A 21473-nucleotide genomic window follows, 5' to 3' on the forward strand; every position below is an offset into this window, starting at 1 on the left:
GCCGCATTGTGGGGGGCAAGGCCGGGTGTCGTCTGCGTTTTTGCGGCCCTGTCTTCCAAAGCCCTGGACCCTGCGTTATCGTGGCTCACTCCTTTGCTCGACTGGAGACCCGTCCATGGTGAAGCGTTCGGCCCGTGATCCGGTGACCGCCCAGGTGATTGCCTCGCCCGGGCTGGAGGCTGCGCCGGTCCTGGACCTGATGTGTTCGCACTTCGTGCTGACGCTGGTCGCGCGGCAAGGCCCCAAGTTCAACGTGCGGCGCGACCTGAACAGCCTGCTGGCCATGGCCGGCCGCCACCTGGTGTGGCCGCAGCCCGTGTTGTTGCGCCTGCGCGAGTTCCTGGCCCGCCGCTGCAAGGACAACGAGTTCTGGCGCGGCCACACCGCGCTGTCCACGGCCGAGTTCATGGAGCGCCATGCGATCTGGCGCGGCCCCTACGAGGAAGGCACGCTGTTCTTCTACCTGGACGAATACGCCAAGGACCAGCCCAAGGACCTGCTGGCCGCGCTCAAGGTCACCTGCGACTGGCTGACGCGCGCGCTCAAGAAGCAGTCTACGCTGGTCGAGAAGAACATCGATGCGCTGTCGGGTCTGCTGCAGCTCAACCGCGCCGAGCGCGCGCTGCTGCTGTACGGTACGCTGGCGCGCTACCAGCGCGACCTGCGCACCATCCTCGTGGAGGTCAAGGTCAACAACGCACCGGAGGCCTATGCCGCGATCGCCGAAGTCGCCGGCGTGAGCGCCACCGAGGTCGGCGAGGCGCTGCGCGCGGGCTCGCGGCTCGAGCGCATCGGCCTGGTGGAGAACTTGATTTCCGAGCACAACATCACCGACCTGGCCGACCTCATGAAGGTCAGCGAGAAGCTGCCGCCCGTGCTCATGCGCGAGTACCGTGACCAGAGCGAGCTCATGGCCGTGTTCACGCGGCCGGCCACCAAGAGCGCGCTGGCCATGGGCGACTTCGGCTTCGTGGCCGACGACGCCGAGGTGTTGGTCGCGCTGCTGCGCAACGCGGTCGCGCGCAAGGAGCCCGGCGTCAACATCCTGCTGTACGGCCCGCCCGGCACCGGCAAGACCGAACTGGCGCGCGTGGTCGCGCAGGCCGCCAACCTCGACCTGTTCGAGGTCGAGTACGCCGACCGCGACGGCAACTCGCTCTCGGGCCGCGACCGCTACCGCTCGCTGCAGATCGCCCAGGTGTTCTTGAAGGGAAGCGTGCAGGCCGCGCTGCTGTTCGACGAGGTGGAGGACGTGTTTCCGCCCATCAGCACCGAGGCTGCGCAGCTCATGGCGCGTGCCGAGCAGATCGCGGCACCGCCTAGCGGCTCGGTCAGCGGCAAGGCCTGGGTCAACCAGATTCTGGAGAGCAACACCGTGCCCACGCTGTGGGTCACCAACCGCATCGAGCAGATCGACCCAGCCTTCCGCCGCCGCTTCGCCTACCACCTGGAGCTCAAGTCGCCGCCGCCCGGTGCGCGCGAGGGCCTGGTGCGCAAAACGCTTCAAGGCGTGGCCGTGTCCGATGCCTTCGTCGCCAAGCTGACCGAACGCAAGGGCCTCACGCCCGCGCAGATCCGCACCGCGGTGCGCTTCGCAGGCCTGGCCTGCGCCGACGCGGCCGGCACGGAGGAACTCATCGAGCGCCAGCTGCGCAACGCCGACAAGGCCCTGGGGCGTCACAGCGAGGAGCGTGCCGGCATTCCCGCGGCCACCACCTACGACCTGGAGATGCTCAACGTCGAGAGCCGCTTCGAGATCGGCCGCATCGTGCAGGCGCTGCAGGCGCGCGGCCATGGCAGCCTGTGCTTCTACGGCGCGCCCGGCACCGGCAAGACCGCGCTGGCCGAGCACATCGCGCGCGCGCTCGACAAGCCCTTGATCGTCAAGCGCGCGAGCGACCTGATGAGCAAGTTCGTCGGCGAGACCGAGCAGCAGATGGCCGCCATGTTCCGCGAGGCGGAGGCCGAGAAGGCCGTGCTGCTGCTCGACGAGGCCGACAGCTTCCTGCAGGACCGGCGCGGCGCGCAGCGCACCTACGAGGTCACCGAGGTCAACGAGATGCTGCAGGGCATGGAGCGGCACCGCGGCGTGTTCGTCTGCACCACCAACCTGATGGACCGCATCGACCAGGCGGCGCTGCGGCGTTTCACCTTCAAGATCCGCTTCAAGCCCTTGCTACCGGCGCAGCGCGAGCGCATGTTCGTGGTCGAGGCGCTGGGCGGCGACGCAGGTCGTCTCGACGAAGGCATGCGTGTGCGCCTGCAGCGGCTGGAGCACCTGTGCCCGGGCGACTTTGCCGCCGTGCGACGCCAGGTGGACATCCTGGCCACCGAGATGACGCCGGCCGAGTTCCTCGAGCAGCTCGAAGCCGAGCACCGCATCAAGCCCGAGGTGCGCGAGGCGCGCGGCATCGGCTTCGTGCAGTAGCCGCGTGGCCCTTCAGAGTAGCGCCAGGGTCTGCGCGTCGGGCTGGCCGCCGTAGTAGCGCGCCAGTAACTCGCCGAACACCGGCTGCTGCGGCACCGCCGCCTGGAACAGCGTCATGCACGAACGCAGCTTGAGGTCGTCGGGCGAGCCGAAGATGGCGTGCGCGCTGCGGCCCTGCACTGCCAGCACGAGGCCGGTGGCCTCCAGCAGCCGCGGCCCCAGCACGGGATGCTCGGCATAGGCCTGCGCCTCCGCCAGCGAGGCCAGGCCGAAACGCCGCGCCATGCTGCTCCTGCCGAGCGCCACATGCTGCGGAAAGACAAACCACATCCAATGGCTGGTCTTGTGCCCGGCCTGCAACTCGGCGCAGACCTGCGGCCACACCGGGTCCTGGGCAGCGACGAAGTGGGCGAACTGCTGCATGTCCGGATGGGGCGTCAGCCCTGCTGGCACACGCGCAGCACGTCCTCGCCGTACTTCTCCAGCTTGGTCGCGCCCATGCCGCTGATGCCCTGCAGGTCGTCCAGCGTGTGCGGCGCGCGCTGCGCAATCGCCGCCAGCGTGGCGTCGTGGAAGATCACATAGGCCGGCAGGTTGTGGGTCTTGGCCACTTCGGCGCGCCAACTCTTGAGCGCGGCGAACAGTGCCTGGCCCGGCGCATCCAGCGGTGCGGCGGCCGGTGCCACGCGCTCGCTGCGCGGTTTGGAGGTGCGCGGCTTGCGGCCCGCCGGTGCCGACGCCGATTCGCGCAGCCGCACCGGCACCTCGCCCTTGAGCACGGCGCGTGAGCCGTCGGTCAGCTGCAGCGTGTTGAAGCGCTCGGCGTTGACGGCGATGGCGCCGGTGGCCACCAGCTGGCGCAGCACGCTGCGCAGCTGCGCTTCCGACAGCTCGGCACCGATGCCGAAGGTGCTCACCTTCTCGTGCTGGAACTGCTTGACCTTCTCCGTCACCTTGCCGCGCAGGATGTCCATGATGTGGCCCGCGCCAAAACCGATGCCGCTTTGCTGCTGCACGCGGTAGACCGTGGACAGCAGCTTGCGCGCGGCGTCGGTGGCGTCCCAGACTTCTGGCGGCGACAGGCAGTTGTCGCAGTTGCCGCAGGCGCTGCTGGCCTCGCCGAAGTAGCGCAGCAGCCGCACGCGCCGGCAGTCGGTGGCCTCGGCCAGCGCCAGCAGCGCGTCGAGCTTGCCGCGCATGACCTGCTTGAACTCTTCGTCGGCCGGGCTCTCGTCGATCATGCGGCGCTGGTTCACCACATCCTGCAGGCCATAGGCCATCCAGGCGTCGGCGGCCTCACCGTCGCGGCCGGCGCGGCCGGTCTCCTGGTAGTAGCCTTCGATGTTCTTGGGCATGTCCAGGTGGGCGACGAAGCGCACGTCGGGCTTGTCGATGCCCATGCCGAAGGCGATGGTGGCCACCACCACGATGCCGTCCTCGCGCAGGAAACGGTCCTGGTGCTTCTGACGCACGGCCACGTCCAGGCCGGCGTGGTAAGGCAGGGCGTTGACGCCCGCGCCCTGTAGCGAGGCCGCGACCTCCTCCACGCGCTTGCGCGACTGGCAGTACACGACGCCGGCCTCGCCCGCGTGCTCGCCCTCGATGAAGCGCAGCAGCTGCGCCATCGGCTCCTTCTTCTCGGCGATCGCGTAGCGGATGTTGGGCCGGTCGAAGCTGCTGACGAACTGACACGCCTCCTCCAGCTGCAGCCGCTCGACGATGTCGGCCCGCGTCAGCGCGTCGGCCGTGGCCGTCAGTGCGATGCGCGGCACGCCGGGGTAGCGTTCGTGCAGCAGTGTGAGCTGGCGGTACTCGGGCCGGAAGTCGTGGCCCCACTGGCTCACGCAATGCGCCTCGTCGATCGCGAACAGCGCGAGCTTGCCGCGCGCGGCCAGACCGTCCAGCAGTTCGAGGAAGCGCGGCGTCACCACGCGCTCGGGCGCCGCGTACACCAGCGTCACCTCGGCGCGGGCCAGCCGGCGCTCCAGGTCCTGGGTGGCTGCCCAGTCCAGTGTGGAGTTGAGGTAGGCCGCGTCGACCCCGGCCTCCAGCAGCGCGCCGACCTGGTCGTGCATGAGCGCGATCAGCGGCGAGACCACCACGGTCACACCCTGGCCGGCGTTCTGCCGCGCGATCGCCGGGATCTGGTAGCACAGGGACTTGCCGCCGCCGGTGGGCATCAGCACCAGCGCGTCGCCGCCCTCGGCCACGTGGTCGACGATGGCCTGCTGCTGGCCGCGGAACTGCGCGTAGCCGAAGGTCTCGCGCAGGATGGAACGGGTCACTTCACTCATCGCTTCGCACCACACCTGTCTACATCTGCTCCCAGGGCAGTCCATCGAAGCGCCAGCCATTGGTGCGCGAGCGCTGCAGGTTGTTGTCGAGGTCGCCCTCGAAGCCGTGCAGAACGGCGACCACGTCGGAGAAGCCGGCCGCGTCCAGCACCTGGCCCGCGTCGAGAGACCGCTTGCCGCTGCGGCAGATCAGCACCACCGTGCGGTGCCGGCTGCCGGCGGCACGTTCGACGGCGGCGACGAAGGCGGCCGGGTCCGGTGCCATGGCCGGGTACTCGTACCAGGGGATGTTCTGCGCGCCGGGCGGGTGGCCGACGTAAAGGAACTCGATCTCCATGCGCACGTCCACGAACAGCGGCGGGTCGCCAGCGCCTTCGGCGGCATCCTGCGTGCGTTCCAGCAGCAGGTCCCAGGCCTGCTTGGGAAAGAGTTCTTGCATGGGGGCGATTGTCACCCGGCCATCAGGCCGCTGGCGCGCAGCACGCGCCGTCCGATCGCCTCCGCCAGCACCGGGCCCTGGGCGCGCGCGCCACCGACCAGCGTGAACCAGCGCTTGGCGCGCGTGATGCCGGTGTAGACCAGCTCGCGCGTGAGCACCGGGTTGCCCTGGTCCGGCAGCACCAGCGCGGCGTGCTCGAACTCCGAGCCCTGCGACTTGTGCACCGTCATCGCGAACACGGTCTCCACGGCCTGCAGCCGGGCCGGCAGCACCCAGCGCACGGCCCCGCTGCCGTCGCCGGCCGGGAAGGCCACGCGGCGCACGGGCGGCGCGCCCGGCTCGGACGCGGGCAGGTCCAGCGTGAGGCCCACGTCGCCGTTCATGAGCGACAGGCCGTAGTCGTTGCGCGTGACGAGCACGGGCCGGCCCGCGAACCAGCCCTGCGTGCCCTGCAACAGGCCGGCTTCGCGCAGCAGTTCGGCCACCGTCGCATTGAGGCCGGTCACGCCCCAGGGGCCTTCGCGCAGTGCGCAAAGCAGCTGGAAGCGCCCCAGGGCCTGCAGCAGGTCGCCGGCCCAGGCATCCCAGGCCGCGGGCCCGGCGTTGTCGGCCGGGCGCGTGGTGTGCATGCGGCGCAGGTAGTGCGCATGGCCGAAGGGCGCGGCGCGCTCGGCCAGCACCAGCGCGCGCAGCTTGGCATCCTGCGCGAGCAGGGCGGGCGGCTGGGCCAGACGGCAGCTGCGCAGGTCGTCCAGCCCGGCGCGCCACAGGGCCTGGGCGGCCCGGCCGTCGCCGGCGTTGACGGCCTGGGCCAGCTGGCCGATGCCGCTGTCGGCCGTGAAGCGGTGGCTCACGCGCAGCATGGCGATGGCCTGGTCCAGCGGCTGGCCGGCGGCGTCCTGCAGCGCGGGCGGCGGCTGCTGGCCTGCTGCTTCCTGCAGCCACTGCGCGGTGTCGGCGTCGTAATGGCCTTCCTGCGCGCGGCTGCACAGCTCGCCGAGCACGGCACCGGCCTCGACCGAGGCCAGCTGGTCCTTGTCGCCCAGCAGCACCAGCCGGGCGCTGGAAGGCAGCGCCTGCAGCAGCCGGGCCATCATCTCCAGGTCGACCATGGAGGCCTCGTCGACCACGAGCACGTCCAGCGCCAGCGGGTTGCCCGCGTGGTGGCGGAAGTGCCGGCTCTCGGGCTGGCTGCCCAGCAGCCGGTGCAAGGTGGTGGCGGCGCTGGGCACGTGCGGACGCAGCGCCTCGCCGTGTGGTAGCGCGCCCCAGGGCAGGCGGTCCAGCGCGCCGCGGATGGATTCGGCCAGCCGGGCTGCGGCCTTGCCCGTGGGCGCGGCCAGGCGGATGCGCAGCGGCTCCCCGCCGCCCTGCAGCGCCATGGACTGCAGCAGCGCGAGCAGGCGCACGACGGTGGTGGTCTTGCCCGTGCCGGGGCCGCCCGTGACGATGGCGAAGCGCTGGCGCAGGGCCAGCGCGCAGGCCAGCTTCTGCCAGTCCGGGGCGGGTGCGGTGAACAGCGCATCGAACACGGGGCGGATCTGCGCGGCCGGCGCCACGGGCTCGGGCGCCAGCCGCGCGCTGACCAGCGCACGCACCTCGCGCTCGTGCTGCCAGTAGCGGCGCAGGTACAGGCGCGGGCCCTGCAGCACCAGCGGCGCGTTGCCGGAGCCGGCCTCGCAGAGCCGGCTGGCGCGCAGCGCGGCGCACCAGTCGCCCAGCCGCAGCGCCTGCAGCCACTGGCTGGGCGTGCGCGCGAGCGGTGCGTCAGGCGCATGGGCCGGCGGCAGCGAGAGGCTGGCCGGGCTGTCGGCCAGCGCGGCCTGCAGGTCCAGGCAGACATGGCCTCGGCCCAGCTGGTGACTGGCCAGCGCGGCTGCCAGCAGCAGCGGGGCGCCGGCGGCAGGGTCGAGTTCGTGCAGGAACAGCGCGAAGCTGCGGTCCAGCTCGCGCAGCCAGCCGTGCTCCACCCATTCGCCGAGGTCGGCCAGCAGCGTGCCGCAGTCGTCCAGCGGCGGGGCCGGGGCGTCGAACAAATCAGGCTGGTTCATGGCGGAACAAGGTGTCCAGGGCCTCGATCAAGGCCCGCGGCGGCTTCGTCGCGAACACGCCCTGCGTGTCGGCCTCGGCGCCGCGCAGGAACAGGTACAGCGCGCCGCCCACATGGCGGTCGTAGTCGTAGTCGGGTAGCCGCGCGGCCAGCAGCCGGTGCAGCGCGAACACGTAGAGCAGGTATTGCACGTCGTAGCGGTGCGCCAGCAGGGCCTGCTGCATGGCGGCGGCGTCGTAGGCGCGCGCGTCGGGGCCGAGCCAGTTCGACTTGTAGTCGGCCACCCAGTAGCGGCCCTCGTGCTCGAACACCAGGTCCATGAAGCCCTTGAGCATGCCGGCCAGCCGCGTGCCGGCCAGGGCCGGGCGCGGCGCGGCGTCGAAGGTGTGGGCCGTGACCAACGCGTCGATGGCGCGCGTGTCGGCCCGGTGGATGGGAAACCAGAACTCCAGTTCGGTCTGGTACTGGGCCAGGCCGTCCAGCGCCGCGGGCGTCGCGTGGCCGGGCAGCACGAGCGGCAGCTGCAGCCAGCGCAACACCCAGTCGCACAGGGGAGCGATCCAGGCCTCCCAGCCGCGCACGGCACAGCGGCGCGCAACGAGGTCGCGCAGCGCCTGCGGCTGCGCCACGACCTTGGCGAAGCCCTGCAGTGCGCACCATTCCAAGAGGCCGTGCAGGAAGCTGCCGGGCTCGGCGCCGCGCGGAAAGGCGTGCCAGCTGCCGGCTGCCGGCGCGCGCGGGCTTTCCGGCTCGTCGGCGGGCTCGGCCTCTTCCAGCGCCTGGTCCTGGCGCGCGTCCTCGGGCTCGGCCGTCATGGTGCCGAGCTGCTGTACCAGCGCCGAGTAGCTCGCGATCCACCAGGGCGCATGGCCCAGGCGCTGCGGCTGGCGCGCCGGCCCCACGGGCGGTGGCGCAGCGGCCTGCCAGGTCGCGTCGTCGGGCGTGGGCGCTGCTTCCAGCGCAATGTCGGCGCAGCCCGCGGCCAGGGCCTGCAGCTGGGCGCGGTAGCTGGCCAGGTCGTCGATGGGGGCGCCGCCCGAGAGCACATGGCCCAGCGCGCTGCGGTGCAGCTGGGGCTTGCCGGCATTGCCGGGGGCCAGCGGCGCCAGGCCCAGCCACAGGCCGTGTCGCGCGCGCGTGAGCGCCACGTACAGCAGGCGCAGGTCCTCGGCCAGCCGCTCTTCCTCGGCCAGGGCCCGGGCCTGGGAGTACTGGCCGTCCAGTTCGAGCACGCGCGCGTCGGCCGCGGTGTCGTGAAAGCCCAGCGTCTCCTGCTTGCCGCTGCGCGTTTCGCGCCAGGCACTGATGAAGGGCAGCAGCACCAGCGGGTACTCCAGGCCCTTGGATTTGTGGATGGTGACGACCTTGATCAGCGCGGCATCGCTCTCCAGCCGCAGGATGTCTTCCTCGCCCTCGGGGCTGGCCAGGCGCTCGGCCAGCGCGCGCAGCAACGCATGCTCGCCGTCGAGTTCCACGGCGCGGCGCTGCAGCCATTCCGCGAGGTGCAGCACGTTGGTGAGACGGCGTTCGCCGCCCGGCTCGGCGAGCCAGCGCGCGGGCAGGCCGAAGTCGTGCAGCAGCTGGTGCAGCATGGGCAGCACGCCGTGGCGCTGCCACAGCTCGCGCAGCGCGCGAAAGCGCAGCGCCAGCGCTTCCCAGGCCAGCTCGTCCTCGCGCAGGCGGGCCAGTTCGGCCAGCGGCATGTCCAGGGTGCGCGTGGCCAGGGCGCTGCGCAGCAGTGCTTCATCGGCCGGTGCCGCGCAGGCGCGCAACCAGTGCAGCAGGTCCTGCGCCTCGGGCGTGGCGAACACCGAGGCGCGGTCGGACAGGTAGACGCTGCGCAGCCCGCGCGCCGCGAGCGCCGCGCGCACGGCATCGGCCTCGCTGCCGCTGCGCACCAGCACGGCGATGTCGGCCGGGCGCAGCGGCTGCAGCCGGTCGCCGTGGACAAAGCCGGTGCGGCCCGCATCGGCGCCGCGCAGCCAGTGCACGACGGCGCTGGCGCTGGTCTCGGCCATGCGCCGGCGGTATTCGGCGCTGCCCACGCGCGGCTTGTCGGCGTCCGCGGGCGGCTCCAGCGACCACAGCGTCAGCGCGGCGGCCGGCGCGCCGTCGATCTGCAGCCATTCGGGCCGGCCCTTGGCCTGCACGGGCACGAAGGGCACCGGGTTGTCGCCTTCCTGCGCAAAGCGGAAGGCCGCGCGCGGCTGCTGCTCAGCGTGCAGGAACACGTGGTTGACGGCGCGCACCACGGCCGCGGTGGAGCGGAAGTTGGTGTCCAGCGCGTAGAGGGCGTCGCCGACATCGCGGCGCGCACGCAGGTAGGTGCGGATGTCGGCACCGCGAAAACCGTAGATGGCCTGCTTGGGGTCGCCGATCATGACCAGGCCCCTGTCGCGGTCGGCGCGTTCGCCGCTCTCCACGGCGTAGATGCGCCGGAAGATGCGGTACTGCACGGGGTCGGTGTCCTGGAATTCGTCGATCAGCGCGAGCGGGAACTGCGCGCGGATGCGCGCGGCCAGCGCCGCGCCGCCGTCGCCGTGCAGCGCGCCGTCCAGCTGCTGCAGCAGGTCGTCGAAGCCGAGCTCGGCCCGGCGCAGCTTCTCGGCGGCCAGGGCCGCGCGCAGCGCGTGGGCGGCCTGCGCGGCGAGGCGGGCGCGCAGTTCGTCGATGGCGATGCCTTCGCTGGCCTCCAGCCACGCGTCGATGGCGTGCAGCGCGGGATGCTCGGGCAGCTGCTGGTTCTTCTTGAGCCGGGCGCCGGCCAAACCGAACAGCGCGATGTTCCTGGGCGCGGGCGCGCCCTGGCTCCAGTCGGCCAGGGCTTGCAGCCAGCCGGCGAAGACGGCCTCGTCGTCCTTGTTGCGGTAGCTGGTGCCGCTCAGGTGGGGGCGGGCGGTGTGCCACAGGCGTTCGAGGTCTTCGCGCGCGGCGGCCCAGGCGGCGCGCGCCGTCTGTTCCAGCGCATCGGCGCGCTGGCGTGCTGCGCCCGCGGCGTGCAGCGCGGCCAGGGCATCGTCGGACTCGGGCAGCGCGCTGCCCTGCAATTGCAGCAGCGCATCCTCGCGGCGCAGCAGCGGGTCCACGGCCCTCCAGAGCGCCTCGGGGTTGGCGAAGCACTGCAGCAGCATCTGCGCGGCCGGCGCCGCGAGCGGGTAGTAGTTTCTGCGCCAGTGGTCCTGCAGCACGCGCTGCTGCAGCGCGGCGAGATCGGTCTGCAGGGTCTGGCGGAACAGGCTGCCGCTGTCGAAGGCGTGCTCGCGCAGCATGCGCCAGGCCCAGCCGTGGATGGTGGCCACGGCGGCCTCGTCCATCCACTGTGCGGCCACGCGCAAGCGGTGCGCACAGGCCGGCCATTGCGCGGGCGGGAAGTCGGCGCGCAGCGCGTCCAGCACGTCGCCGGGCGCGGGTTCGGCCTCGCCCGCGAACACGCGCGCGGCCTCGTCCAGCCGTGCGCGGATGCGCTCGCGCAGCTCCTGCGTGGCGGCTTCGGTGAAGGTCACGACCAGGATCTCGGGTGGCGTCAGCGCGCGCGCGAACGCCGTCCCGTCCGCGCCATGGCCCAGCACCAGGCGCAGGTACAGCAGCGCGATGGTGTAGGTCTTGCCGGTGCCGGCGCTGGCCTCGATCAGGCGCTGGCCGTGCAGCGGGAAATGCAGCGGATCGAGAGGAAGGACGCCGCTCATGCCGCGTCCTCCTCGGCGCCGGACTGGCCTCGGTGCGCCCCGCCCAGCGCGCGCCACAGCGGCCCGTACAGGTCCTCACTCCAGTCGCGCAGGCCGCGGCCGTCGGCCGTCTGCGCGCCCTGCAACGCGGCGAAGTCGGCGAACACGCGCGCGAGCGCCGGGCGCTGGCCTTCGCCGCTCACCTGCTGGCCGCCGTCGTAGAGCACCTGCGCGCCGCGCGGATCGCCGGCCAGCACCGCGAACGCGGTCTTGCAGGCCACGGGCAGCGGCTCGGCCAGGCCGGCGGCCCACGCCTGCGCGAGCGCGGACAGCGTGGCCCTGGCGGCTTCGGCATCGAGTGCGGGCAGGCGGAGCAGGCCGGATTCGCTGGCCAGCAGCGTGAGCGTGGGGCCGGCCGCGATCTGCAGCGCGAGGTGCGTGGGCCAGTGCCGCACGATGTGGTGCCAGGCCAGTGTGGGGCCCTTGTGCAACCGGCCGTTGGCCAGCACCAGGCAGGCGGGCAACTGCTCGGCATCCGCAGGCAGGCGGCGCTGCGGCAGCGCATCGTCGAAAGCGATGGCCGTGGCCGGATCGGTCCAGCGCAGCGCGTGGCGCTGGTCCTCCAACATGGGCCAGCCGTCCAGCGCGTCCAGGTAGTGGCCCAGCGTGCGCAGGAGTGGCTGGGCCAGCGCACTTTCGGCGATGGGGCCGAAGGCCTGCAGCGGCAGCCGGCCGGCGCGGGCGAGTGCGGCGGTCTGCTCGGCCAATGCGTCGGCCAGGCCGGCGCGCGCGGCGGCGGGGCTCGGCTGGGTGTCGCACCAGGGCTGCAGCGCGGCGCGCAGATCGCGCTCCAGCGTCCATTGCTGCAGGCTGTCCAGGCCGAAGGCCTCGTCGTCCTGCGTGTCCTCGGCGTGCAGCGCCAGGCCCGTCTGCAACCGCTGGCGGAAGAAGGCCTCCACGGGCTGGGCCAGGAAGTCGGCCAGCGGGCGCAGCGGTTGGGCGTTCTCGGGCTGCCAGGCCGGCAGTGGCGCGCCGGGGCCGCGCGCGGTGGCGGCCTCGGCATGGGCGGCCTGCCATTCGCGGCCGTAGCTGTAGAGCCCGTCGATGGCGGGGGCGGCCGGTGCGTCGGGCGCGAAGTAGCGCGGGCTGAAGGGCTGCAGCGGGTGCTCGGTGGTCAGGGCCTGGAGCAGGTCGGCGCCGTCGGCCGTCTGCCAGCCGGCCGCGAGGTGGTCGCGCAGCTGGCCGATCAGCACGCTGGGCGCGCGCGCGCTGTGGTCGCGCACGTTGCGGCCGACCCAGCTGATGTAGAGCTGCTCGCGTGCCGACAGCAGGGCCTCGAGCAGCAGGTAGCGGTCGTCGTCGCGGCGCGAGCGGTCGCCGGGGCGCCAGTCGCCCTGCATGAGGTCGAAGTCGGCGCGCACCATGGGGCGCGGGAAGTCGCCGTCGTTCATGCCCAGCAGGCAGACCACGCGGAACGGGATCGCGCGCATGGGCATCAGCGTGCAGAAGCTCACGCCGCCCGTCATGAAGCGCTGCTGCAGGCCCTGCTGCTCGAGCACGGCCAGCCAGCGTTCGCGCACCACGGCCAGTGGCAGCGCTTGGTCGAAACCGGCGTCCGCGCATTCGTCCAGCCACTGGTCCAGGCCCTGCAGCAGCTGCTGCACGCGCAGCTGCTCGCGCGCGTCCACGGGCGCGAAGAAGCCCTGCAGCAGCGCGCGCAGGCGCTCGGCCCACTGCAGTGGCGGGGCAGGGTCGTTCACGGTCGAGAGCGTCTCACCGAGCGCGCGCAGCAGCGCGGCCAGCGGGCCCAGTGCGGCGGCGTCGAGGCCGCCGATTTCGTCGTAAGGAGCGATGCCGTCAAAGGCCCCGCCCTCGCCGACCGCGAAGCCCAGCAGCATGCGCGAGAGGCCGAAGCGCCAGCTGTTGACCTCGCCGGCCGCGCCCAGCGCCTGCTGGGCGCGCTGGGCCGCGTCCAGGCCCCAGCGCACGCCCGCGCCCGCGATCCAGCGCTTGAGCTGGGGCAGGGCCTCGTCATCGAGCCCGAAGCGCGCGCGCAGCGCGCCGACCTCCAGCAGGTCCAGCACGTCGCTGGCGGCGAAGCGGCTGTCGGGCAGCTGCAGCAGCAGCTCCAGCGCCACCAGCAGCGGCTCCTGGCCACGCCGGCCCTGGTCGGCCACGGTGTAGGGAATGTGGCGGGCGTCGCCCCGCGGCAGCCGGCCGAAGACAGCCTCGATGTGCGGCGCGTAGGCGTCCACGTCGGGCAGCATCACGATCACGTCCCGCGGCTGCAGCGTGGGGTCGGCGTCGAAGCGGGCCAGCAGCTGGTCGTGCAGCACCTCGATCTCGCGCTGGGCCGAGTGCGTGCTGTGCAAGCGCAGCGAGCGGTCCTGTGCGGTGTCGACCGCGGGCCAGCGCGCGCGCGTCTCGGCCAGCGGGCGCAGGTCCAGGATGTCGTCCTGCAGCTGCTGCAGCAGGCCGGCGGGCGCGGCGTCTTCGCTGAACAGGTCGATGCGGCCACTGCCGATGCCCGACCAGGCCGCGCGGTATTGGTCGGGCGTGTCGAAGCTGTCGATCAGGTGCAGGTAGTCGCGCCCCTGCTTGCCCCAGGCCGCCAGCAATGGGTGGGCGTGCTGGTGCAGCGTGGCTTCGTCGAGCACGGCCGGCATGCCGGCGCGGCGCGTCTGGCGGCGGTAGGGGCCGCGCAGCAGGTCCTGGTCGGCCACGATGTCGGTCCAGTGGTGGCGGCAGGGGTTGTGCACGAACAGCATGACCTGGGCCACGCCCGCGATCGCGGCCAGCGCCTGCAGCGTCTGCGCGGGCAGCGCCGAGATGCCGAACACCACGACGCGGCGCGGCAGGCCGGCCGGTGCCGGTCCTTCATGGCTGGCCAGCGCGGCGATGAAGCGCTGGTGCACGCCGGCGCGGCTGCCAGCCTGGCCGGCGGCACCGGCATCCGCGATCAGCGCGCGCCAGAGCAGGGCCTGCCAGCGCTGGTCGGCGGGCAGGGCATGCTCGCCGCGGCGCAGGTTGCGCACCACGTCGCGCCCTGCCGCCCAGTCTTCCAGCCAGTCGGCGCGGTAGACCTGGTACTGGTCGAACAGGTCGGCCAGGCGTTGGGCCAGCTGGTGGCGCTTGCGCAGGTCGGCGTCGTCGGCCAGGAAGCGGGCCAGCGGCTCCAAGCCCGGCTGGCCCAGCAGACCGGGCAGCAAACGCATGAGCCGCCAGGTCAGCGGCGCCTCGTCCAGCGGTGAGCGCTCGGGCACGGCGTCGGCGCCCAGCACGGCGCGGTAGGCGCGCCACAGGAACTGCGCGGGCAGCTGCAGCTGGGTGGCGGCCGTGATGCCCAGGCCGCCGCCCGCGGGGTCGTCGGGGTGCGCGGCCAGCGCCAGCTTGAGCCACTGCGCGATGCCGTTGCTCTGCACCAGCACGACCTCGTTCTCCAGCGGCGCCAGCGGGTGGCGCCGCAGCCAGGCCACGAGCAGCTGGCGCAGGTCTTCCGGCCGGTTGCCGTGCAGCACCATGAGGCCGGGTTGCAGGGGGGGGGAGGGAAAGGCGCTGGGCATGCAGGGCTGCGATGCTAGCGCGCTGCGGCAGCACAAGGCGCTTTCTACAATCGCCCCACCATGAAGCTCCCCGCCTACACCCGCGCCCAGCAACTGCCGGCCATCCTGGCCGAACGCATCGCCATCCTCGACGGCGCCATGGGCACCATGATCCAGCGCTTCAAGCTGAACGAGGAACAGTACCGCGGCCAGCGCTTCAAGGACTTCCACAAGGACGTCAAGGGCAACAACGAGCTGCTCTCGTTGACCCGGCCCGACGTGATCTCCGACATCCACGAGCGCTACCTCGCGGCCGGTGCCGACCTGATCGAGACCAACACCTTCGGCGCCACCACGGTCGCACAGGACGACTACGAGATGGCGCACCTGGCGCGCGAGATGAACCTGGAAAGCGCCAAACTGGCCCGCGCGGCCTGCGACAAGTACAGCACGCCCGACAAGCCGCGCTTCGTCGCCGGCGCCCTCGGCCCCACGCCCAAGACCGCCAGCATCAGCCCCGACGTGAACGACCCGGGCGCGCGCAACGTCGACTTCGAGACGTTGCGCCAGGCCTACTACGAGCAGACCGAAGCGCTGGTCGAAGGCGGGGCGGACGTGATCCTCGTGGAGACCATCTTCGACACGCTGAACGCCAAGGCCGCGCTGTTCGCCGTGGACGAGTACTTCGAGGCCAGCGGCCAGCGCCTGCCCATCCTGATCAGCGGCACCGTGACCGACGCGTCGGGCCGCATCCTGTCGGGCCAGACCGTCACGGCCTTCTGGCACAGCGTGCGCCATGCGCAGCCGCTGGCCATCGGCCTGAACTGCGCGCTGGGCGCCGCGCTGATGCGGCCCTACATCCAGGAGCTGAACCGCGTCGCGCCCGACACCTTCATCAGCTGCTACCCCAACGCCGGCCTGCCCAACCCCATGAGCGACACCGGCTTCGACGAGACGCCGGCGGACACCTCCAAGCTGCTGCACGAGTTCGCAGCCGAGGGCCTGGTCAACATCGTGGGCGGCTGCTGCGGCACCACGCCCGAGCACATCGCGGCCATCGGCCAGGCCGTGGCGCCGGTGGCCACGCGCGCGGTGCCGGCCCGCACGGCGTTCTACCCGGCCATGGCCTGAACGGCCCGCCATGGCCTTCGCGTTTCCCCACGGCTTCGCCGGCCAGCCGGAGATCGACGAGGCCTACGACCCGTTCCGCCGGGCCCACGATGCCGCGGCGTCCAACCGCCATTTCGCCGAGCGCAGCGAAGAGGCCCGGCGCACCTTGCCGCACCGGCTCGGCGTGCCCTACGGCCCCACGCTGGCCGAGACGCTGGACATCTTCCCGGCCGCGCAGCCCGGTGCGCCCGTGTTCTTCTTCGTCCACGGCGGCTACTGGCGCGCCCGTGCTGCGCGCGACTTCAGCTGCGTGGCCCTGGGTCCGCAGGCCATGGGCTTCACCACGGTGGTGATCGACTACGCACTGTGCCCCACGGTCACGCTGGACGAACTGGTGCGCCAGGTGCGCGCGGCCGCTGCCTGGACCCTGCGCCACATCGCCGAATTCAACGGCGACCCGGGCCGCATCGTCATCGGCGGCAGCTCGGCCGGCGGCCACCTGGGCGCCATGCTGCTGACCACGCCCTGGCGCGCCGACTACGGCCTGCCCAACGACCCGTTTGCCGGCGCCGTGCTGCTCTCGGGCCTGTACGACATCGCGCCGCTGCGCTACAGCTACCTGCAGCCGCTGATCCAGCTGGACGAAGCCACCGTGCGCCGCAACTCGCCCATGCACCTGGTGCGGCCCAGCGCCACGCCCCTACTGCTGGCCTGGGGCGGCGCCGAGCAGGCCGCTTTCGCAGAGCAGTCGCAGGGCCTGCACACGGCCTGGCAGCAGGCCGGCAACCGCAGCGAGCTGCTGGTGCTACCGGGCGCCGACCACTTCGAGGCCATGGTGCCGCTGGAGCAGCCGGACAGCGCGCTGTGCCGCGCGCTGCGCGGCTTTGCCGGCACCTAGGCCCGGGCCGGGCACGCGGCCTGCTACACCGAACCGCGCCCTTCTTGACCACCCGCCCATGACCCCCCCCCATTTCACCGAGCCGACCACCGGCTACTGGCAGCAGATCCTGCCCGCCGCCGCGGCCGGCCCGGCCGACGGTCCCTGGCAGTACGGCTACCCGGCGCACCTGCCCGACGGCCGCGTGCTCGTGCTGCCGATCCGCCAGATGGCGGGCCAGCCGGACCACGCCGTCGCCTCGCTGATCTGCAACCAGGCCGCGCTGGACGTGATCGACACGCTGGGCGAGCTGCTGGCCGAGCGGCTGGCACCGTTGCAGCCCGAGGTGGTGGTGGGCGTGCCCACGCTGGGCCTGTCCTTCGCGCCCATCGTGGCGCGCCGGCTCGGCCTGTCGCGCATCGTGCCGCTGGGCTACTCGCGCAAGTTCTGGTACGACGAGGCGCTCTCGGGCGCCGTGCAGTCCATCACCACGCCGACGGCCGGCAAGCGCGTGTACCTCGACCCGAACCTGCTGCCGCTGGTGCGCGGCAAGCGCGTGGTGCTGGTGGACGATGCGGTCAGCAGCGGCAGCACCATCGCCGCGCCGTGGAACCTGCTGGAGGCCGCGGGCGCCACCGTGCTGGGCGTGGGTGTGGCCATGTGCCAGGGCCGGCGCTGGGCCGAGGTGCTGGGGCCGCAGCGTGCGGCCCAGGTGTTCGGTGTGTTCGACAGCCCGCTGCTGCAGGCCGTTCCCGAGGGCTGGGTGCGGCGGGCGTGAAGCCCGGGGCAGGGCGTTTGGTACGCAACTTGCGTTTCAGGGCGTAGCCCGCAACGTATCGCCAATCGTATACGTTTTGGTGCATGGCCCGCCCCGGGTCGGTGCACCGCGTCCGCCATCCCCGCCCCCCGGAGCCGCCATGACCTCTTCGCCCAGCCCTTCCCGTTCCCTGTCGCGCCGCCGCCTGTTACAGGCAGCCGGCGCTGTTGCCTGCGGCGCCGTGGCCGCGCCGGTGTTCGCGCAGACGCGGGCCATCAGCATCACGCTGCCCTGGGTCGTGAACGGCTCCAACTACTGGCCCATGGTCGGCAAGGAACTGGGCTACTTCAAGAAGCGCGGCATCGACCTCACGGTCTCGCGCGGCAACGGCTCGGTGGCCGCGGCGCAGGCCGTGGCCAACAAGCAGTTCGACCTGGGCGTGGTGTTCTTCGGCGGCACGCTGGTGAACATGGCGCGCGGCCTGCCGCTGCAGGCCCTGGCCACCGTGGGCTACGACGCACTGATGGGCAACCTGGTGCTGGAGGACTCCACCATCCGCGCGCCCAAGGACTTCGAGGGCAAGCGCGTGGGCACGGTCGCCACCTCGGCCGAGTCGCCGTACTGGACGGCCTACGCCGCCAAGACCGGCATCGACCTCGGCAAGGTCACGCGCCAGCAGCTCGATGCACGCCTGATCGAGCGCGCGCTGATGGACAAGCAGGTCGACGCCATCACGGCCATCGGCTCGTCCAGCATCCCGGTGCTGGACTCGCTGGGCGTGAAGACGCGCTTCATCCCCTGGGCCAAGGCCGGCGTGCAGCTCTACGCAGCCCAGGTCATCGCGCGCCGCGAGACCATCGAGGCCGACGCCGGCCTGTGCCAGGCCATGGTGGACGGCATCCTCGAATCCGTGGTCACCACGCTCAAGAAGCCCGAGGAATCGCTGGAGATCCTCTACAAGGCCCAGCCCGAGATCGGCATGGCCAAGGGCGGCAAGGAGAACGCCAAGATCTCGCAGGGCCTGGCCCAGGCCACCATGGTCGCGCCCGAGGCCATCGAGCACGGCATGGGCTACAGCAGCATCCCCACGCTGGCCAGCATGATCTCGCTGGCCGCGCGCGCGGGCGCGCTGACGGCCGATGCCAAGCCGCTGGTGCCCGAAGACCTGGCGACGAACCGCTTCGTCGGCAAGATCAAGCTCAGCAGCGCCGAGTGGGACCAGATCCGCAAGAACGTGGCGCCCTACAACAAGATGCTGGGCCTGGCCTGATGCCGTTCACGCTGCCGACGCGGCCCGAGCCGCTGGCGGCCGAGCGCGCGCAGACCGCGCTGGTCGTCATCGACATGCAGAACGGCTATCTCTCGCCGGGCGGCTACCTGGACCTGGCCGGCTTCGACATCGCGGGCAGCCCGCCCGTGGTCGCGCGTGCGGCGCGTGTGCTGGCCGCCGCGCGCGCGGCCGGCCTCATGGTCGTGCACGTGCGCAACGGCTGGACCGAGAGCCTGGCCGAGGCCGGCCCGGCCACCTCGCCGATGTGGCACAAGTCCAACCCGCTCAAGTACATGCGCAGCCACCCCGGCGCGCAGCTGCTGATCCGCGGCAGCTGGGACCATGCCTTCGTGGAGCCCATGCAGCCGCTGCCGGGCGAGCCCGTGGTCGACAAGCCGCGCTACAGCGCGTTCGCCGGCACCAACCTGGAGATGCTGCTGCGCGCCCACGGCATCACCACGCTGGTGTTCGTGGGCGTCAACACCAACGTCTGCGTGGAGACCGCGGTGCGCGATGCCTTCCACCGCGAGTTCTTCGCCGTGATGGTGGCAGACGCCACGCTGCAGGCCGGCTCGCCCGCCGTGTTCGAGGCCAGCGTGTTCAACATCGAGAAGTTCTTCGGCTGGACGGTGTCGACTGACGATGCGGTGGCTTGTTTCGAAAGGCTGCCCGCGTGAACGATGGACTGACGCCGCGGCGCATCCTGCTGCCGCTGCTGTTCGCATTGGCCACGCTGGCGCTGTGGGAGGCCGTGGTGCGCGGCTTCGCAATCCGCGAGGTGCTGCTGCCCGCGCCCAGCGCGATCGCGCTGCGCCTGGTGGAGACCTTCCCCCTGCTCATGCAGCACGCCTGGCCCACGGTCTGGGAAAGCCTGGCGGGCTTTGCCATCGCCTCGCTGCTGGGTGTGGCGCTGGCCGCGCTGCTGAGCACTTCGGCGCTCATGCGCGACATGCTGTACCCCAACGTCGTGCTGTTCCAGCTCATTCCCAAGATCGCGCTGGCGCCGCTGTTCATCGTCTGGCTGGGCATCGGTTTCCAGTCGCGGCTGACCTTCTCGGTCTTCATCAGCTTCTTCCCGGTAGTGATCGCCACGCTGGCCGGGCTGGACCATGTCGACAAATCGCTGCTGCGGCTGTGCCGCGCGCTGACCGCCACGCCCTGGCAGGTGTTCGCGGCGGTGCGGCTGCCGCATGCGCTGCCCTATGTGTTCAGCGGCATGAAGATCGCCACCACCTTCGCCATCATCGGCGTGATCGTGGGCGAGTTCATCACCTCGCAGGCGGGCCTCGGTTACCTGATCCTGTTCGCCTCGGCCCAGGCCGACACGGCGTTGATCCTCGCGGCCATCCTCGTGCTGTGCGTGTTCGGGCTGGCGTTCTACGGGCTCGTCGCGGGACTGGAGCGCTGGATGCAACAGAAGTTTGGCGCCTGATGTCTTCCGCTCCCCCTTCCTGGCTGCAGCCGCTCGCGACCCCGGCCGACCGCGGCCAGGCCTATGTGTCCGTGCAGGACGTGCACAAGACCTACGCCACCCGCAACGGCGAGGTCCATGCCGTGCAGCATGCCGACTTCGACGTGGCCGAGGGCGACTTCCTGAGCCTGGTCGGCCCCAGCGGCTGCGGCAAGAGCACGCTGATGTCCATGGTCGGCGGGCTGGAGAACCCCAGTGCGGGCCGCATCCTGGTCGGCGGCGATCCCGTCACGGCGCCGCGCCGGGACTTCGGCTACGTGTTCCAGGACGCCACGCTGCTGCCCTGGAAGAGCGTGCTGGACAACGTGCTGTTTCCGATCCGCACGCAGAAGCGCGATGTGGCCGCGTACCGCGCCGAGGCCGAACGGCTGCTGCGCGCGACGGGCCTGTGGGACTTCCGCGACAAGCGCCCGGCCGAGCTCTCGGGCGGCATGCGCCAGCGCGTGGCGATCTGCCGCGGCCTCATCAACGATCCGCGCCTGCTCATGATGGACGAGCCCTTCTCGGCGCTGGACGCGATCACGCGCGACGACATGAACCTCATGCTGGCCCGGCTCTGGGACCAGGTGCACAAGACGGCCGTGTTCATCACGCACAGCATCCGCGAGGCGGTCTACCTGTCCGACCGCGTGCTGGTCATGAACGCGCGGCCCTCGCGCATCGTGGCCGACATCCGCGTGCCCTTCGCGCGGCCACGCCGGCCCGAGATGCAGGAAGACCCGGTGTTCAACAGCATCTGCAGCTTCGTGCGCGAGACCATCCATGCCGGGCACGAGAGCCGCAGCGCCTGAAACGGCCACGCCGCTGCAGCGTCTGGTGGCCGCGCAGCGCGCGGCGCTGGGCGGGCGCTTCAGCACCGACGACATCGTGGCCGTGCTGCACCAGGCCATCGTGCGCGGCATCTTCCACCCGGGCCAGGCGCTGCGCCAGGACGAGCTGGCGGCCGAGTTCCAGGTCAGCAAGATCCCGCTGCGCGAGGCCCTGCGCACGCTGCAGGCCCAGGGCTTCGTCGAGTTGCCGCTGAACCGCGGCGCGCTCGTGCAGGCGCCGACGCTGGACCAGCTGAAGGACGCCTTCGAGCTGCGCCTCCTGGTCGAGCCCAGCCTCATGCGCACGGCCGCGCCGCTGCTCACGCGCGCCGACCTCGACGAAGCCGAGCGCCTGGTGCGCGCCATGGACAAGGCCGGCACGGCCTGGGCCTTCAGCGAACTCAACGTGCGCTTCCACGACCTGCTCTACGGCCCGGCGCAGCGCCCGCTGTCCAAGCAGATCCTGGCCATGCTGCAGGGGCACATCCAGCGCATGTCCTTCATGCAGCTCTCGCTCGCGGGCTTCAACCGCAGTTCCAACGAGGACCACCGCGTGATCCTGGCGGCCTGCCGCCAGGGCGATGCGGATGCCGCGGCGCGGGCGGTGGCGGGGCATGTGAAGGGGGTGCGCAAGATCGTGCTGGAGCTGGTGGCGCAGCAGGGCCTGGGCTGAGCCACCCAGCCAGAACGGCCGGCATCACTCTTGCATTCAGCGGCACCGTCTTCCGAATGGAGGTGTCGCGATGAGAACAGGCAGATCT

15 protein-coding genes are annotated in these 21473 nt (G+C 71.9%); 9 read left to right on the top strand and 6 right to left on the bottom strand.

Annotated elements, in window-relative coordinates:
* The first annotated feature begins 115 nt into the window (after window positions 1-115).
* Window positions 116-2428 (top strand): ATP-binding protein, encoded by a 2313-nt coding sequence (locus ASF45_RS27205; protein WP_056671047.1) that lies wholly within the window; start codon window positions 116-118, stop codon window positions 2426-2428.
* Between the two features lie 12 nt (window positions 2429-2440).
* Here the strand turns inward: ASF45_RS27205 and ASF45_RS27210 are convergent, their stop codons facing one another.
* The 6 genes from ASF45_RS27210 to recC are packed head-to-tail and all read right to left on the bottom strand — an operon-like array spanning window position 2441 to window position 14439.
* On the bottom strand, window positions 2441-2851 hold the full coding sequence (locus tag ASF45_RS27210; RefSeq protein WP_056671050.1) for a DUF1810 domain-containing protein: 411 nt from the start codon (window positions 2849-2851) through the stop codon (window positions 2441-2443).
* A gap of 14 nt (window positions 2852-2865) precedes the next feature.
* Window positions 2866-4722: a DNA helicase RecQ gene (recQ, locus tag ASF45_RS27215; RefSeq protein ID WP_056671053.1), complete on the bottom strand. Its 1857-nt coding sequence runs from the start codon at window positions 4720-4722 to the stop codon at window positions 2866-2868.
* A 19-nt stretch (window positions 4723-4741) separates the two neighbouring features.
* Window positions 4742-5161, bottom strand: a complete 420-nt coding sequence (locus ASF45_RS27220; protein ID WP_056671054.1) for a rhodanese-like domain-containing protein — start codon at window positions 5159-5161, stop codon at window positions 4742-4744.
* 11 nt (window positions 5162-5172) lie between these two features.
* Window positions 5173-7212 (bottom strand): exodeoxyribonuclease V subunit alpha, encoded by a 2040-nt coding sequence (gene recD, locus ASF45_RS27225; protein ID WP_056671056.1) that lies wholly within the window; start codon window positions 7210-7212, stop codon window positions 5173-5175.
* Window positions 7199-10897: an exodeoxyribonuclease V subunit beta gene (gene recB, locus ASF45_RS27230; RefSeq protein ID WP_056671058.1), complete on the bottom strand. Its 3699-nt coding sequence runs from the start codon at window positions 10895-10897 to the stop codon at window positions 7199-7201. Before recB ends, recD begins: the two co-directional genes overlap by 14 nt.
* Window positions 10894-14439, bottom strand: a complete 3546-nt coding sequence (recC, locus tag ASF45_RS27235; RefSeq protein WP_056671061.1) for an exodeoxyribonuclease V subunit gamma — start codon at window positions 14437-14439, stop codon at window positions 10894-10896. Before recC ends, recB begins: the two co-directional genes overlap by 4 nt.
* A 60-nt stretch (window positions 14440-14499) precedes the next feature.
* On the opposite strand from recC, the gene ASF45_RS27240 reads away from it, so the two are divergent.
* The 8 genes from ASF45_RS27240 (at window position 14500) to ASF45_RS27275 (ending at window position 21385) form a co-directional block, all read left to right on the top strand.
* Window positions 14500-15549 (top strand): homocysteine S-methyltransferase family protein, encoded by a 1050-nt coding sequence (locus ASF45_RS27240; RefSeq protein WP_056671064.1) that lies wholly within the window; start codon window positions 14500-14502, stop codon window positions 15547-15549.
* A 10-nt stretch (window positions 15550-15559) separates the two neighbouring features.
* On the top strand, window positions 15560-16426 hold the full coding sequence (locus ASF45_RS27245) for an alpha/beta hydrolase (protein WP_056671067.1): 867 nt from the start codon (window positions 15560-15562) through the stop codon (window positions 16424-16426).
* Between the two features lie 58 nt (window positions 16427-16484).
* Window positions 16485-17183: a phosphoribosyltransferase gene (locus ASF45_RS27250; RefSeq protein ID WP_056671070.1), complete on the top strand. Its 699-nt coding sequence runs from the start codon at window positions 16485-16487 to the stop codon at window positions 17181-17183.
* A 139-nt stretch (window positions 17184-17322) separates the two neighbouring features.
* Complete coding sequence (locus ASF45_RS27255; protein WP_082551305.1) at window positions 17323-18432, top strand: ABC transporter substrate-binding protein; 1110 nt, start codon at window positions 17323-17325, stop codon at window positions 18430-18432.
* Window positions 18432-19109, top strand: a complete 678-nt coding sequence (locus ASF45_RS27260) for an isochorismatase family protein (protein WP_056671075.1) — start codon at window positions 18432-18434, stop codon at window positions 19107-19109. The genes ASF45_RS27255 and ASF45_RS27260 overlap by 1 nt, the downstream gene beginning before the upstream one ends.
* Window positions 19106-19864 carry an ABC transporter permease gene (locus ASF45_RS27265; protein WP_056671078.1) on the top strand — a complete coding sequence of 253 codons (759 nt, stop codon included), beginning with the start codon at window positions 19106-19108 and terminating at the stop codon, window positions 19862-19864. The genes ASF45_RS27260 and ASF45_RS27265 overlap by 4 nt, the downstream gene beginning before the upstream one ends.
* Window positions 19864-20694: an ABC transporter ATP-binding protein gene (locus ASF45_RS27270; RefSeq protein WP_056671082.1), complete on the top strand. Its 831-nt coding sequence runs from the start codon at window positions 19864-19866 to the stop codon at window positions 20692-20694. Before ASF45_RS27265 ends, ASF45_RS27270 begins: the two co-directional genes overlap by 1 nt.
* Complete coding sequence (locus ASF45_RS27275) at window positions 20666-21385, top strand: GntR family transcriptional regulator (protein WP_056671085.1); 720 nt, start codon at window positions 20666-20668, stop codon at window positions 21383-21385. The genes ASF45_RS27270 and ASF45_RS27275 overlap by 29 nt, the downstream gene beginning before the upstream one ends.
* Window positions 21386-21473: the final 88 nt, after the last annotated feature.

The sequence above is a fragment of the Pseudorhodoferax sp. Leaf265 genome (assembly GCF_001422365.1).
Lineage (GTDB): Bacteria > Pseudomonadota > Gammaproteobacteria > Burkholderiales > Burkholderiaceae_C > Pseudorhodoferax.